The sequence below is a fragment of the Streptomyces sp. CBMA152 genome, from assembly GCF_014596475.1.
In the GTDB taxonomy this organism is placed as follows: Bacteria; Actinomycetota; Actinomycetes; order Streptomycetales; family Streptomycetaceae; genus Streptomyces.
In genome coordinates this window covers 402499-416889 of the sequence record NZ_MECJ01000002.1, presented here as the reverse complement: position 1 = coordinate 416889, position 14391 = coordinate 402499, and the positions used below count along the sequence as shown (strand labels likewise).

The window sequence follows — 14391 nt, the reverse complement described above, 5'->3', positions numbered from 1 at the left end:
CCGCCGTATACCTACATACCTACATGCCTGGTCAGGCGCCGCCCGTCGCCGAGACCTGGGCCACGTGGGCGGTCTCGGCCGTGGCGATGGTCTGCCGCAGAACATCCCGGGCCGCGTCGATCTCCGCCGACTGCTCATCCAGCGTGTGCAGCTGGGCACGCATCGCATCCAGCACACCGGGACACGGGCGCACGGCGGCCTCGGCGTCGGTGCACGGAAGCACCTGGCGGATGACGCGGGTCGGCAACCCCGCCGCGAGCAGGGCCCGGATGCGCAGGACCGCGTCGTAGGCGCTCTCGTCATACGTCCGGTACCCGTTGGGCAGCCGCTCCGGCCGGAGCAACCCCGCACGTTCGTAATAGCGCAACAGCCGCTCGCTGGCGCCGGTCCGCTCGGCCAGTTCCCCGATGAGCACCCTCTGTCTCCCCCTCAGCCCTTGACCTTCCAACCGTGTCAAGGAGCAACAGTAGGTCCTGCCGCATTCCAGCGGCCCGCTCTGCTTCGGAGGAACACATGATCATCGATGCCCACAGCCACGTCCACGACCCGTTGGACCGCCACCTCGCCGACCTGGACGCCGCAGGGGTGGACCGTACGGTGCTCTTCGGCACCCGACCGCACCCCGAGCGAGCGGTCGATCTGCCCTCCTTGCGCCGTGAGTTCAGCGTCCTCGACAACGCCCTGGCAGGGCGCGGGAACGTCATCGACGGCTACCGCACCGCCTGGCAGGAGCTGGACGAGGCGCTGGCCGCGCACCCGGATCGGTTCATCGGGTTCGGCTCCGTACCGCTCACCCTGCCCGAGGACGAGGTCGCGGCCATGGTCGAGCGAGAGGTGGTGGGACGCGGGCTGCACGGTATCGGCGAGCTCACCCCTCCCCCGGGGGAGGCGGCCCGTATCGAGCCCATCCTGCGGGCGGCGCACGACCACGGCGGGCTGCCGGTGGTCGTGCACGGTTTCGCCCCCACCACCGCCGAGGACCTGCGCACCTTGTCCCAGCTCGCCACGGAATACCCGGCGGTCCCCCTCGTGGTCAGCCAGCTCGGCGGGATGAACTGGATGGACGCCATCGAACTCGTACGGGACACACCGAGCATGTATCTCGAACTGTCCACCGCGCCCATCGCCTTCGCGGTGCGACTCGCGATCCAGGAGATCCCCGCGCGCACGTTGTTCGGCTCGGACGCGCCCTACGGCGACCCCGTGGTCGCCCGCACCACCGTCGAACGGGTCACCTCTCCCGGCGAGATACGCGACCGGGTGCTCGGCGGGACACTGGGCGAGCTCCTGGGCATCCTGTGAGGCGTTGTGCCCCCCCTCATCCCGACCCCGCCTTCTTCAGCAGGTCGGACAGCTGGGCGGCGTAGTCGGTGGGCAGGTTGGTCTCGCCGGACAGGGTCTTGAGGAACGTGGTGTCGCCCGACGCGGTCAGACCGTCGAGCACCACCGCCTCCAGGGCCTGTGGCGCGGCCGCCACGAGGTCGATGACCGGGCCTGTCGGGCTCAGCGTGTGGGCCTCGGTCAACAAAGGGAGGCGGGGGCGCAGCTCGGCACCTGTGGGCTGGATCTCGTCCAGGGCCAGCCGCCACTGCACACCGCCTTCCACGAGGCCCACAGGCGGTGGAGCGGGGTGCGCAGGCAGGGTCGGCAGGTCGGCCAGTGCGTGCGTGAGGCGGTCGGTGGCCTCGGCGAGGGTCAGACCGGCCACGACGGGGTCCGTGGAGTCGTCGTGCAGGTTGAGCACCTGGGCGCTGCCCGGCGCGGGCTCCAGCGACGCTCCCGGAGCGAGCACCTTCATCAGCGCGGGGGTGCCGTAGCGGGCGGTGCCGTCGATGGTGACGAGACGTATGTCGGTGTCGCGTGCGTCGATCAGCGCGGTGTACGGGTCGCCCTGGGCGCCGTCGACGACGAGGAGGTCGGCGCGCATACCGGGTTGCAGTGAACCCAGCGCGTGGTCCCAGCGCAGGATGCGGGCCGCGTCACGGGTGGCCATGGCGGCCAGTTCCCGGTCGCTGAACACGGACCCGGCGGCGGTGGAGGTCAGCCGGGCCGCCTTGAGTTCGCCGAGCAGGCCCTTGCTGCCGGACACCGACCAGTCGGAGCCCAGGCCCATCAGGACACCGGCCTTCTTGGCGGCGGCGATGTCCGCGGTCTGCCCGTACAGCAGCAGGTTGGACAGCGGCGACCACACCATGGATCCGCCGTGCCCGGCGAACGTGGTGAAGTCCGCCGCCGTCAGCGCGGTGCAGTGGATGCCCACCAGGTTGTCGGTGATCGCCCACTTGCCCGGCTGGAACTGCAGCGCCTGGAAGTGGGCCCTGGCCGCGTCGTCCACGCCTTCCGCCAGGTGCAGCAGCAGCCGGTGCGGCTGCTGGAGCCGGGCCAGGAACTTCACGGCGTCGGTGGCCTCGACATCGGCGATACGTGAGGCGGCCTCGGGCAGGTCGGGGGTGTCGGTCTGCTCGACGTTGCGTATGACACCCCGGTACATCCGGCGGGCTCCGGCGTTGCTGAACAGGGCGATGCCCTGACTGGTCGTCGTCCCGTTGACCAGCGCTTTCGCCTCCACATACCGCACCACGGCGGGCATCAGCCGAGGATCCTCGCCCAGCGCCGACATCGGCCCGGTGACCAGTCGGTGGTAGGCGGGGTTGCCGCTGCCGCCCCACTGCGAACGGTTGCCGTACTTCTTCGGCACGAGCCACAACGGCAGTACGTCGTACGGGAGATGGTTGTGCAGCTCTATCAGCCCCGGATACACGGATCCGCCCGTGTCGACCACCTTGACCTGGTCGAAGCCGGGCGGCGGCGGTGCGGTGGCCGGGCGTATGTCCTCGATGAGCTGGCCGGTGACGTACAGGATGCCGTCGTCGAGGACCGTGCCGGGCGCGTCGAGGGTGACGATCCGGCCCCGCAGAGCGAACCGAAAGGCGGCGGGAGTGCCGGCGGGGGTACCTGTTCCAGTCGGCATTCGGGTGTCCCTTCTCGCCCCGAAGTGCGCCGATGAACATCGCGTACCGAATCGCGTATCAAATGACACGGATAAAACCGGATGAACATCGCTTAATAGACACCATGCCGTAACGGCACCGGCTGAGCATCTTCTGCCCGAGCCGCCGCCCGGACCGCCCCGAGGAGCAGGAGCCCCGTATGCACCCCTTCGACCCCGGCTACGCCGCAGATCCGTACGCCGCTCTCGTACGCGACTACCCCGGGACGGACATCTACCCGGCCACCGACTTCCGCGTCGAATGGGGCCCGATCTTCCACCGCGGCCGGCTCGACGGAACAGCCCGCGTCCTGGTCATCGGGCAGGATCCGGCCGCGCACGAGGCCATCACCCGGCGGATCCTGGTCGGCACGGCGGGCCGCCGCTTCCAGGGGTTCCTCGCCAAGCTGGGCATCGACACCAGCTACGTCATGATCAACACGTATCTGTACAGCGTGTACGGCCAGAGCGCCGGCAACGCCCACACCGGCGACGACAACATCGCCACCTACCGCCACGGCTGGCTGGACGCGCTGATCGCCCACAACCCCGTCGAGGCCGTCATCGCCCTGGGCGGCCTCGCCGACAACGCCTTCCACACCTGGCGCAAGACCGCCACCGGCGCCGCGTACACCGGCGCCTATCAGCACGTCCTGCACCCCACCTACCCCGACAGCGCCGCCTCGTCCGGCACCGACCCCGCCCAGGCGATGGCGAAACTGCTCGCCAACTGGAACGCCGCACTCACCGCCCTGGACGGCACCATCACCCCCGACACCGCCCGGCCGCTCACTCCGTACGGCACGACCCTCACCCCGGCCGACCTCGCCACCATCCCCGAGGCCGACCTCCCGGCCGGACTCCCCGCCTGGATGCGCTCCGACGAAGCCTGGGCCAGCCGCCAGGGCGCCACCCCGGCCGAGAAGCGCGCCACCATCACCGTCCAGATCCCGGCGGACCAACGGCCGTTCACCTGACAGTCCAGCTGCCCAACTACCCGTCCTTAGCGGCGAGTTCGGCCAGTCGTCGCAGGGCATCGGCCAGCACCGGGCGCGGTGGGGACGCCAGCGCGACTCTCACCGCGTCCGGTGCCGTGCGCGCACCCGTAGCGAAGGCGGAGCCGGGCGTCACCGCGATGCCCAGCTCCCGGGCCGCCCGAGCCGTGAAGGTCTCCGCCCGCCAGGGGGACGGGAGTTGCCACCAGCAGAAGTAACTGCCGGGGTGGGTGCGCACCTCGAACCCGGCCAAGTGCTCACGCACCAACGTCTGCCGGTCGGCCACGTCCAAACGTTTGGCCGCCGCGATCCGCGCCACCGTCCCGTCCCCGGCCCAGCGCACCATGGCCTCCAGGTTGAAGCGCCCCGCCGTCCACGCCCCGAACCGCAGGGCCGCCGCGAGTGCGTCGGCGTGTGCGGCGGGAGCGACGAGGAAGCCGGTGGTCAGCCCGGGGGCGAGCCGCTTGGAGAGGCTGTCGACGAGGATCGTACGCTCGGGTGCGTACGCGGCGAACGGCGGCGGGGCGTCCTCGACGAGGAACGACCAGGTGGCGTCCTCCACGACGGACAAGTCCAAGTCGCTTACAACATCGGCGAGTTGCTGCCTGCGCTGCTCCGCCATGGTGAGCGACAGTGGGTTGTGCAGGGTCGGTTGTACGTAGACGGCGCTGAGCGGGGTGCGGCGGTGGGCGGCGGCGAGCGCGTCCGGGCACATACCCTGCTCGTCCATGCGTACGGCGACGAGTTCGATGCCAAGGCGTTGGGCGATGCCCTTGACCATCGCGTACGTCAGCTCCTCGACGGCGAGACGGCTGCCTGGGCGCACCAGCGAGGACAGCGCGGCCGCGACGGCCTGGCGGCTGTTGCCCGCGAACAGGACGCGGTCCGCATCGGGCTCCCAGTCGCGGCGGGCGAGCAACCGGGCGGCGGCGGACCGCGCCTCGACGGACCCATCGGGGGCCGCGGGCAAGATCGCCAGGTCCAGCGCATCGGCCCGAAGAAGACCGGTGAGCGAGCGCCCCATCAGCTCCGACTGCCCTTCTACCACAGGGTAGTTGAGCTCCAGGTTGACCGGGGTACGGCCGCTGTCCTCTGCCATCGTCGCATCCGGGTGGACCGGAGCGGCCCGTACAAAGGTGCCGCGCCCCACCTCGCCGACCACCAGGCCGCGCCGCACCAGCTCGCCGTAGACGCGGATCGCGGTGGAGGCCGCGATGCGGCGCTGCCGCGCGAAGGCGCGCTGGGTGGGCAGCTGGTCGCCGGGTTTCAGCGCCCCGCGCTCGATCTCCCGCGCGACCTCGTCGGCCACCAACCGGAAGTCCATCGCCCGCCACCCCTCACTCTCATCGAGACACCCGCATCCAGTCAGCCACATTGCACCGAGAGCAAAGATCTTATTGCACCGATGGGTTGAACTGCCTAGCCTCGTGATCATGACCGCTACCGCGTACACCGACCAGGGCCGGGGCGAGGCGCTGATCCTCGTCCACGGCCACCCCTTCGACCGCAGCATGTGGGACCCGCAGGTGCGCGAGTTCGCCGCCACCCATCGGGTGATCGTCCCCGACCTGCGCGGATACGGCGCCGCACCGGTCCTGCCGGGACCTGCGGGCATCACCCTCCTCGGCGCATTCGCCGACGACATCCTCGCCCTCGCCGACTCGCTCGGCATCGAGCGGTTCACCCTCGGCGGTCTGTCGATGGGCGGCCAGATCGTCATGGAGTGCTACCGCCGCTTCCCCGAGCGCATCACCCGCCTGCTGCTGGCCGACACGTTCCCGGCCGCCGAGACCCCGGAGGGCAAGGCGGCCCGCAACGCGATGGCCGACCGGCTGCTGCGCGAGGGTATGCAGGGGTATGCGGACGAGGTCCTGGACAAGATGGTCGCCCCGTACGCGGATCCCGCTGTACGCACCCACGTACACCGCATGATGACGTCCACCGCCCCCGAGGGCGCGGCAGCCGCCCTGCGCGGTCGGGCCGAACGCCCGGACTACCGCGACCTGTTGACCCGTATCACCGTGCCGACGCTGGTCGTGGTGGGCGAGGACGACGAGTTCACCCCGGTGTCCGACGCCGAGGCGATGCACGCGGCGATCCCCGACTCCACGTTGGCCCTCATCCCGTCATCGGCCCATATGCCCAACCTGGAACAGCCCGAGCTCTTCAACGCGGCGGTGTGGGGACTGCTGGAGCAGTAGACGTCACGAGGCGTAGGTCCGGCGCCTCTTCGACCAACCCACCGCGATGCCGACTTCTCACACCGCACCGGCAATGACCGTCGCCACGACCCTGCGGACGCCTTCGTGTTCCGGCGGGGTGCTTTCCCCGCCGACGACGAGCCGGTGCACGGCTCCGATGAGTGTGGGAGCGAGGGCGTCGACGTCGGCGTCCGCCGCGATACGGCCCAGTTCGCGCTCGCGGGCGAGGTAGGAGGCGATCGCGGCCGACGCCTCCGTCAGGAGCGGGATGCCGACCGGGGTGGTCGTCCGCAGCCGGGCGCGCAGCTCGTCCCGCGAGATGACGAGCCCGACGATCGCCACCGCGACCGACTCGAACAGGGCCGTGAGCGCGTCGGCGAGGTTGTCGGCGACGGCGCCGCTTCCCGCACGAGCGCGCAGAGTGGCGCCTCGGTCGTCGAAGCGGGCGATACGGTCCCGGACGAGTTCGGCGAGGAAGTCGTCGAAGTCGGCGAAGTGCCGGTGCAGGACGCCCTTGGCACAGCCCGCCTCCGTGGTGACCGCCCGGCTGGTCAGGGCGTTCGCCCCGTCCCGCAGCAGTACACGCTCGGCCGCGTCGAACAGCTGCTCGCGCGCATCGCGCAAGGCCACTCCTGTCGGCACCGCACATCCACCAAGCCCGCCGACGGAATCCGGGACGCGGGCGCGTTCGGCGCCCCGGAGCAGTGGCGATACGACTGGGAGCACTCCTTCACCCGGGATGCCTGGCTGGACCAGCTGCCCACACACGGCACCCTCACTCAGCTCCCACCGGACAAGGTCGCGGCGGTTCTGGAGGGCGTGGGGAAGGCCATCGACACGATGGGCGGCAGCTTTACGATGCAGTACACGACGGTGGCAGTGACCGCGAGCCGAACCGCCGACACCCTCACCTGACCCCCGTTTGAACGCGTTCAACTCCTCCCGCTAGTGTCACTCCCGTACGAGGGACAGACCTCGCACACCGAGGGGCAAGGGGAACGTGCGATGAAGGTAGTGATCCCCGGTGGGACCGGGCAGGTGGGCAACGTCCTCAATCGTGCCCTGACCGCAGCCGGGCACGAGGTGGTCGTCCTCACCCGGCGGCCGCAGCACGAGCGGGAAGTCCTCTGGGACGGCCGCAGCCTCGGACCCTGGACCGAGGAGATCGACGGCTGCGACATCGTCGTCAACCTGGCCGGGCGCAGTGTCAGCTGCCGCTACACCCCGGAGAACCTGCGGGCGATGATGGACTCGCGCGTCGAGTCCGCCCGTGTCGTGGGGCAGGCGATCGCGGCCGCCGCCCGGCCACCCCGGCTGTGGCTCCAGATGAGTACGGCCACGATCTACACCCACCGCTTCGACGCCCCCAACAACGAGGCGACCGGAACGATCGGCGGCGCCGAACCCGGCGTCCCCGACTACTGGGCGTACAGCGTCGAGATCGCCAAGAACTGGGAGCGGGAACAGGAGCGCGCCGACACACCCCGCACACGCAAGGTCGCCCTGCGGTCGGCGATGGTGATGAGCCCGGATCGCGGCGGTGTCTTCGACGTCCTGTCGTGGCTCACCCGGATCGGACTCGGCGGCCCGGTCGCGGGTGGCGCCCAGTACGTGTCATGGATCCATGACCAGGACTTCGTCCGGGCGCTCGACTTCCTCGCCGAGCGGGAGGACATCAGCGGGCCGGTGAACCTCGCGGCGCCCACTCCCCTGCCCCACCGCGCGTTCATGCGCGGGCTGCGCACCGCCTGGGGTGTCCCCGTCGGTCTGCCCGCGACCCGCTGGATGGCCGGGCTCGGCGCCTGGGCGATGCGCTCGGACACCGAGCTGCTGCTCAAGAGCCGCCGCGTCACCCCGGGCCGCCTCACCGACGCGGGCTTCACCTTCACGTACGGCCAGTGGCCCGAGGCCGCCGACGACCTCGTGCGACGCACACGCGCCGCACGACGCCGCTGAGCGGATGGCGGCCCCGGGCCCCTGATGCCCTAGCGCTCCGCGAACGCGACCCGCATCGACCGCTTCAGGGCCTTGCCGGTGACCCCCACGTGTTCATCGGCGCCCGTCACCAACACCCGCTCCACGAGCGGTAGTTCGTGCTCGGCGAGCAGGGCGTTGACACTCTCGTGCAGCGCCGCCAGTTCCGTCTCCGACAGCGGTGACTCGATGGTCAACACCGGTGTCTGGAAGTCGTCGCTGGTGCCCTCCGTACCGACGATCGAGCATTCGACCAGCTCGGGGAAGTGACGCAGGATCAGCTCCTCGGCCTGTGCGCTGTAGAGGGTGCCGTGGGCTGTGACGATACGGTCCGTGGTCCGGTCGACGTGGTAGTAGAGGCCGTTCTCGTCGCGGTAGGCGAGGTCGCCGGTGAGCCAGTGGCCGCGGACCCGGTTCTTCTCGCTGAGCAGGCTGTTGTTCCAGTAACCCCCGGTGATCGTAGGGGATTTGAGGGCGAGGCGGCCCACCGTGCCGATGGGAACCGGCTCGTCGTCCGCGTCGAAGATCTCGGCCTCCACCCAGGCGAACGGGCGCCCGATGCACCGCTGGTACCGGTCGCTCGTCGGTGTGTGGACCGTACGGAACATCGCGAAGCCGAACTCGGAGGACCCGAAGTTGTCGATGAACAGCGAGCCCGGTCGACGGTTTCCGTCCCGGTCCACATGGTTGCCCCGCGCCACCAGCTTGCGTATGTGCCGCTCGTGGTTGGCGTCGCCGGTCGACATCCAGCGGGCGACCGACGACAGGTCGTAGGCATCGAGGTCGACGCGGCACAGATCGACAAAGGTCTTCGGGAAACCGGCGACGAGCTGCGGCCGGAACTCCTGGACGGCCTGCGCGATGCGCTCGGGCTCGCGCCGGGTGGCGAGCAGCACGGTGGCGCCCCGCGCGACCGCCGACATGAGCACCGAGACGGCGGACGCGTGGCTCTGCGGCAGGGCGGACAGGATGCGTGTGCCCAGGTCGGCGTTGATCTGCTGCTGGATCCCGAAGAAGAACCCCTTGTGGTTGAACTGCACCGCCTTGGGGATGCCCGTGGTCCCGGAGGTGTGGGCGATCAGTACGGGATCGCCGTCCTCGTGGGTGAAGAGCTTGAAGTCGCCCTGATCATAAGGCTCTTCGGAGTAATACGTGATCGGCAGCCGGTCCTCCGCCAACCGACCCGGGTCGGAGACGACAGCCGCCGCACCCACATGCTCGATGAACCGTGCCGCGATCTCCGACGGCAGCGAACTGTTCACGAACACGGGGATCGCACCCAGTTTGGTGAGCGCGATGTAGTGGACGAGATAGCGCACGCTCTCCTCGACGAAGACCGCCACCGGGTCCTTGGCATGGATGCCGTCGGCGTAGTACCCGGCCGCCACCCGGTCGGTGAGCTCGTCCAGCTCGGTCAGCGTAATGCTCTCGTATCTCTCCCCCGACGGCGCCCGATAGGGCTGATCGAGCTCGATCACGCTCTCGTCGGACTCGCTCACCGCCGCCGCGGCCAGCCGGAAGAAGTTGCCCGCGCCCAGCCCGTCGGCCTGGATCAGGTCGGAGGGTATGCGGTCGTTCGTCATAAGTAGCGCTCCATCGCGGTCCGGATGTCCTGCGGAAGGGGAATCGGGCCGTGCCCGTCGAGCGATGTCGTCACCAGCACCGCGCGGAATTGTGCGCGGACGTCCCGCTGCCCGCCGCCGACGCATTCATAGCGCAGCTCGAACGACGACTTGCCGAGCCGCGCGACCCTGAGCGTGATGTCCAGCGTGTCGCCGAGACGGCTCGGGCCAAGGAAGTCGCATTCGAGGCGGACGGTGGGAATGCCGATCCGGCGCTCGGCGAACAGCCCCGCGTAACCGACGTTCAGACCCGTCTCGAACCACTCCTGCAACACCTCGTTGATGAGGAGCAGATACTGCGGGTAGAACACGATCCCCGCCGGGTCGCAGTGGTGGAACCAGACGGTTTTCCGGCGCGTGAAGCCGGGGTTCTCGTGCTGGGGCTCACCGGATTCGCCTATTTCAGCTGATTCATTCGGGGGCAGGGCCACCGATCGCTCCTTCCGGCTCGGGCGTCGCTGTCATGACGACGGTCCCCGAACTGTTGTGGCCGGCTCCGCGCAGGCGATAGCGCTGGACCTTTCCGGTGTCCGCCCTCGGCAGTTCCTCGCAGAACGCGATGAGTCGCGGATACTTGTACGGCGCCATCTCCGTCTTCGTGAACTTCTGGAGTTCTGCGACGAGTTCGGCGGTTGGCAGATGTCCTTCGGTGAGTACGACATGCGCCTGTACCACCGCTCCGCGCCCGTCGTCGGGGGCGGCGACGACGGCACACTCCCGGACCGCCGGATGGGTCATCAGGGTGGATTCGACTTCGACGGGCGAGATGTTGTACCCGGCCGACACGATCATGTCGTCCATACGGGAGTGGTAGTAGAGATAGCCCTCGTTGTCCGCCCAGCAGGCGTCGCCGGTGAGATTCCAGCCGTTGCGTACGTATTCCAGCTGGCGTTCGTCATCGAGATAACGACAGCCCGTGGGCCCCTTCACGGCGAGCGCGCCGACTTCGCCATAGGGAAGCGGATTGCCGTCGGCGTCGAGGACGGCGGTGATGTATCCGGGGACGGGCCGGCCGATCGCGCCCGGTCGGGTCCACGCCTCCTCGCCGCGCATGGCGATGAAGATGTGCAGCATCTCCGTGGAGCCGAGGCCGTCGATGAGGTCCAGGTCGGTGTGGCGCTTCCACATCTTGCGGGTCACGAACGGCAGCGCTTCACCGGCCGACACGCATTCGCGCAGCGAGGACAGATCATGGTCCTGGGTGTCCAGGCACATCGCGCGGTACGCCGTCGGGCCGCTGAAACAGATCGTTGCCCCGAATTCCTCGATTGCGCGGGCGAGTTGACGCGGACCGGCACGGTCGAGAAGCACCGTTGAGGCGCCGATGCGCAGAGGGAACAGCAACAGCCCGCCCAGACCGTAGGTGAAGGCGAGCGAGGGAGAACCGATGAAACGGTCCTCGCGGGTGGCGCGGAGAATATGCGGGGGAAACGAGTCACAGATCGACAGCACATCGCGGTGGGAATGGACGGTCGCCTTCGGCATCCCCGTGGTGCCGGAAGTGAAGGCGACCAGACAGGGATCCTCGGCGGCGGTGTCCACTGCCGTGAATTCTTCCGCTTTCGTGGCCATCGCGTGCTCAAGACCGTCGAAATCCATGAGGGTGAGTACGCCGTCACCCGCCGCCTCCAACTCCTCGCGGAGGCCGGTCTCGCACAGGGCATGGGTGATCCGCGCCTTGTCGATCACGTACGCGAGCTCCTTGGCCCGCAGCAAAGGCATCGTCGCCACGACGACCCCGCCGGCCTGCACCACCGCGAGCCAAATGGCCGCGAGCATCGGGGTGTTGGTGTCTCGGAGCAGTACGCGGTTGCCGGGGACGAGGCCCATGTCCTGCGTGAGCACCTGGGCGATACGGGCGACGACGGCGGTCAGCTCCGCGTACGTCCACCGCACCCCGTGCGGCGACAGCACGGCAGGCCGCCCGGCGCGGTCCGGGTCGTCGGAGCCGCCGTCGAGCAGTTCCCGCGCACAGTTCAGTCGGGGCGGATAGCGCAGGGAAGAGAGGTCGAGCAGGAGGTCGGGTTGGCGGGAAACGTGCGGTAATCGATCCTGTACGAAGGTGTCGACATGGGCCGAGCGGTACTGCGGCCCCGAGGAAGCGTCCACCTGTCTGCCCTTCTGGTCAGCGGTCGACTCATTCAACGATGAAACCACCGCGAAATTCCTTGACGATCCGTGCACGGTGGTTGTCTGATCGTGCAGACTTTCACGTCCCGTTTGCCGCAACTCCATGAGTGGAATGGCGTGTTGGAATTGATAGTCACCCCTCCGCTTGATTCGGGCAGGTGCGTGGTGCTCACGACCGATGCTCGGCGTCCTGCTGGAGGTGGGCCGCGATGTCGGAGAGGTCGGCGATGATCTCGAACAGACCGTTGATGTCGGCGGTCGGGGTCGAGGCGCCGTTGACGCCGACGTAGAACACGTCGTACCGGCCGTCACCGCGCCGGAGATAGCCCGCGATGGTCTGGGCGCCCACGGCCAGCCGGTTGTTGACCGCGTCGAGTCCCACGACGGTGCCGACCTTGGCGAACACCTTCCCCCGGGCGGGGCAGGCGCGGCAGTTGCCGGACAGTGAGCCGTCCACCCCGAGGATCGGCAGGGCCAGCCGGAAGCGCGTCGCGTCGGGGGTGCGCAGCCAGTACTTCAGCATCTGCGCCTCGGCGATCGGGGTGGCCCGGTCGACGAAGTTTCCGCCCCGGCCGTCGGCCAGTTGGACGCCGTCGGGGTCGACCCCGGCCCGCTTGAGGAAGGCGCGCAGCACCGGGAATCCGGCCTGGCAGTCGTGGCTGCCGGTGGTGACCGCCATCAGGCAGATCCCGAGGTTGGAGCCGAGGTTGTGGCTGACCTTGAGGATCAGCTTGGCGTACTGGGCGTACGGCGGCGATACGTACGACGCCACGCTCGGCGCACCACGGTAGGTGCGCGGCAGTTCGGCCGCCGGGTTGGGCCCGGTGGGCTTGGCCGTGACATGGACGCCTGCCCGGCCGAGGGCTTCGATGAGCGCGGTGCGGCCGAACGCCGCCGGGTCCCTGACATCGGAGACGCGCAGTACGGGCGCCGAACCGGCGGCGATGGTACCCGACAGCCGGATGCGGGTGCCGTCCGGTGACACGGTGACGGTGATGTCGGCGGGCTTGCCGCGAGCGACGGTGCGCACGGTGGACGTGACCCGGTACGGGGCCACGTGCGGGCGCCAGCTGAGCTTGGCGGGGACGCCGGGCCGGGTGCCCGGGATGGTGAGCAGGTCGATGAGGTTGTCGTTGATGATCAGCGGCTCGGGGACGGGATCGAGCTCGGGGTCGGGCCGGAACAGCCGTTCGTCGACGACCACATCACCGTTGACCTTCGTGATCCCGGAGCGCCGCACCTGCCGGGCGATGTGGTCGAGGCCGGCCAGTGGGTTCTCCGGGGTGAGGGTGGCGCCGGGGACGCTGTTGGCGTAGGTGTGGTCGATGTCCGTGTACGCGACGGTGCCGTCGGGCCGGGTGCGACCGCCCATCGTGAGGTCGCCCTGGGCGACGAGGTCCAGGTCGCCGGTGAGCGTGGCGCCCCGGCGCGCGCCCACAGCCCGGACCGGGGTGACGAAACGGTGCTGGCCGCCCAGGGTCTTCCAGGTCCCCGAGACCGAGAAGAGCTTCGCCGTCGATCCGGGCAGGAAGAACCGGTCGGCGAGGTGGGAGTGGCTGACGTCGCCCGTCTTCGGGTCCTGCTCGAACACACCCCACTGTGCATGGCGATAGTCCGGTTTGTGCATGATCGCAGCGATCTCCGGGTCCGGATCGTCGCCGCCCGCCGTGGCGCCCGCGCTGCCCGCGACCACCACCCCGAGCAGGAGCGAGCACCCTGCGGCGGCGAGCCGCCGGACCAGTCCTGATGTCGTCATGGGCGGCATCGTGCCAACGCGGGAAGATCCGATCACCCGTTGGCGCCAACGACAGGGCGCCGTGTCGCCCGATCGGCAGAGCAGGTTCCTGCGATACGTTGCTGACCACGCCGGGCGAACCGCTCGTGTCCCTGCGTACGTTCGTACCCCCACGTACGCCCATACGCTCGTACAGGAGGCGACTGTGACCGCTGTGACCGGCTCCGCTCTTCTCGTCGACGCCTTCGGCAGAATCCATGAAACGGTGCTGGAGACCGTCGAGGGCCTGAGCGCCGAGGAGTTGGCGTTCCGCGTCGACGACTCGGCCAACTCCATCGCCTGGCTGATCTGGCATCTGACCAGGATCCAGGACGACCACATCGCCGACGCGGCCGGTCTCGAACAGGTCTGGGACAGCCAGGGCTGGGCGAAGCGGTTCGGTCTGCCGCTGCCCGTGTCGGACACGGGCTACGGGCACACGCCGGCCGAGGTCGCCTCGGTGGTCGCCACCGCCGATGGGCTGGGCGGCTATCACGGCGCCGTCCACGCGCAGACGCTCGCGTACGTCTCGGACCTCGACGGCGACGCGCTCGCCCGCGTGGTCGACACGTCGTGGAACCCGCCGGTGACGTTGGCCGTCCGCTTGATCAGCGTCATCGGGGACGGTTTGCAGCACGTCGGGCAGGCGGCGTTCGTACGGGGTGTGCTCTCCCGTCGATGACCTGGCAGGCGGGTCCGTTGTTCA

Annotated in this window: 13 protein-coding genes; 5 read left to right on the top strand and 8 right to left on the bottom strand. The window is 69.4% G+C overall.

Translation table 11 applies throughout. The annotated features are described in order from the left end of the window. Positions 1-31: 31 nt before the first annotated feature. Positions 32-415, bottom strand: coding sequence for a MerR family transcriptional regulator (locus tag BG418_RS02810; RefSeq protein ID WP_188272018.1), 384 nt, complete (start codon positions 413-415; stop codon positions 32-34). 98 nt (positions 416-513) lie between these two features. On the opposite strand from BG418_RS02810, the gene BG418_RS02805 reads away from it, so the two are divergent. Continuing rightward, positions 514-1302, top strand: coding sequence for an amidohydrolase family protein (locus tag BG418_RS02805; protein ID WP_188272017.1), 789 nt, complete (start codon positions 514-516; stop codon positions 1300-1302). 16 nt (positions 1303-1318) lie between these two features. Here the strand turns inward: BG418_RS02805 and BG418_RS02800 are convergent, their stop codons facing one another. Next, the gene (locus BG418_RS02800) at positions 1319-2971 is read right to left on the bottom strand and encodes an amidohydrolase family protein (RefSeq protein ID WP_188272016.1); all 1653 of its coding nucleotides are present in this window, start codon (positions 2969-2971) and stop codon (positions 1319-1321) included. 179 nt (positions 2972-3150) lie between these two features. Here BG418_RS02800 and BG418_RS02795 point away from each other — a divergent pair, with 179 nt between their 5' ends. Next, complete coding sequence (locus BG418_RS02795) at positions 3151-3966, top strand: uracil-DNA glycosylase family protein (RefSeq protein WP_188272015.1); 816 nt, start codon at positions 3151-3153, stop codon at positions 3964-3966. A 16-nt stretch (positions 3967-3982) separates the two neighbouring features. On the opposite strand, the gene BG418_RS02790 is transcribed toward BG418_RS02795, so the two are convergent. Beyond that, the gene (locus BG418_RS02790; protein WP_188272014.1) at positions 3983-5308 is read right to left on the bottom strand and encodes a PLP-dependent aminotransferase family protein; all 1326 of its coding nucleotides are present in this window, start codon (positions 5306-5308) and stop codon (positions 3983-3985) included. Between the two features lie 109 nt (positions 5309-5417). Between BG418_RS02790 and BG418_RS02785 the strand changes: the two genes are divergently transcribed. Further along, a complete protein-coding gene (locus tag BG418_RS02785) occupies positions 5418-6185 on the top strand; it encodes an alpha/beta fold hydrolase (protein WP_188272013.1) in 768 nt (255 codons plus the stop codon). Positions 6186-6242: 57 nt separating this feature from the next. On the opposite strand, the gene BG418_RS02780 is transcribed toward BG418_RS02785, so the two are convergent. Next, entirely contained in the window at positions 6243-6827 is a 585-nt protein-coding gene (locus tag BG418_RS02780; RefSeq protein WP_188272012.1) for a TetR/AcrR family transcriptional regulator, read from the bottom strand. A gap of 363 nt (positions 6828-7190) precedes the next feature. Here BG418_RS02780 and BG418_RS02775 point away from each other — a divergent pair, with 363 nt between their 5' ends. Next, positions 7191-8141 carry a TIGR01777 family oxidoreductase gene (locus tag BG418_RS02775; protein WP_188272011.1) on the top strand — a complete coding sequence of 317 codons (951 nt, stop codon included), beginning with the start codon at positions 7191-7193 and terminating at the stop codon, positions 8139-8141. Positions 8142-8170: 29 nt separating this feature from the next. Here BG418_RS02775 and BG418_RS02770 read toward each other — a convergent pair whose 3' ends face one another. The 4 genes from BG418_RS02770 to dacB all read right to left on the bottom strand — a co-directional run bounded on the left by BG418_RS02770 (position 8171) and on the right by dacB (position 13667). Continuing rightward, positions 8171-9742, bottom strand: a complete 1572-nt coding sequence (locus tag BG418_RS02770; protein WP_188272010.1) for a class I adenylate-forming enzyme family protein — start codon at positions 9740-9742, stop codon at positions 8171-8173. Then, a complete protein-coding gene (locus BG418_RS02765; protein WP_188272009.1) occupies positions 9739-10212 on the bottom strand; it encodes a thioesterase family protein in 474 nt (157 codons plus the stop codon). The genes BG418_RS02770 and BG418_RS02765 overlap by 4 nt, the downstream gene beginning before the upstream one ends. After that, complete coding sequence (locus tag BG418_RS02760) at positions 10193-11890, bottom strand: AMP-binding protein (protein WP_317453474.1); 1698 nt, start codon at positions 11888-11890, stop codon at positions 10193-10195. The genes BG418_RS02765 and BG418_RS02760 overlap by 20 nt, the downstream gene beginning before the upstream one ends. A 190-nt stretch (positions 11891-12080) precedes the next feature. Further along, positions 12081-13667 (bottom strand): D-alanyl-D-alanine carboxypeptidase/D-alanyl-D-alanine-endopeptidase, encoded by a 1587-nt coding sequence (gene dacB, locus BG418_RS02755; protein ID WP_188272008.1) that lies wholly within the window; start codon positions 13665-13667, stop codon positions 12081-12083. A gap of 193 nt (positions 13668-13860) precedes the next feature. Between dacB and BG418_RS39455 the strand changes: the two genes are divergently transcribed. Further along, positions 13861-14367 carry a mycothiol transferase gene (locus BG418_RS39455; protein ID WP_317453498.1) on the top strand — a complete coding sequence of 169 codons (507 nt, stop codon included), beginning with the start codon at positions 13861-13863 and terminating at the stop codon, positions 14365-14367. Positions 14368-14391: the final 24 nt, after the last annotated feature.

Coding starts and splice junctions, on each gene's coding strand:
- BG418_RS02785 (WP_188272013.1), top strand. CDS start 5,418: ATGACCGCTACCGCGTACACCGACCAGGGCCGGGGCGAGGCGCTGATC.
- BG418_RS02795 (WP_188272015.1), top strand. CDS start 3,151: ATGCACCCCTTCGACCCCGGCTACGCCGCAGATCCGTACGCCGCTCTC.
- BG418_RS02775 (WP_188272011.1), top strand. CDS start 7,191: ATGAAGGTAGTGATCCCCGGTGGGACCGGGCAGGTGGGCAACGTCCTC.
- BG418_RS02790 (WP_188272014.1), bottom strand. CDS start 5,308: ATGGACTTCCGGTTGGTGGCCGACGAGGTCGCGCGGGAGATCGAGCGC.
- dacB (WP_188272008.1), bottom strand. CDS start 13,667: ATGACGACATCAGGACTGGTCCGGCGGCTCGCCGCCGCAGGGTGCTCG.
- BG418_RS02805 (WP_188272017.1), top strand. CDS start 514: ATGATCATCGATGCCCACAGCCACGTCCACGACCCGTTGGACCGCCAC.
- BG418_RS02800 (WP_188272016.1), bottom strand. CDS start 2,971: ATGCCGACTGGAACAGGTACCCCCGCCGGCACTCCCGCCGCCTTTCGG.
- BG418_RS02770 (WP_188272010.1), bottom strand. CDS start 9,742: ATGACGAACGACCGCATACCCTCCGACCTGATCCAGGCCGACGGGCTG.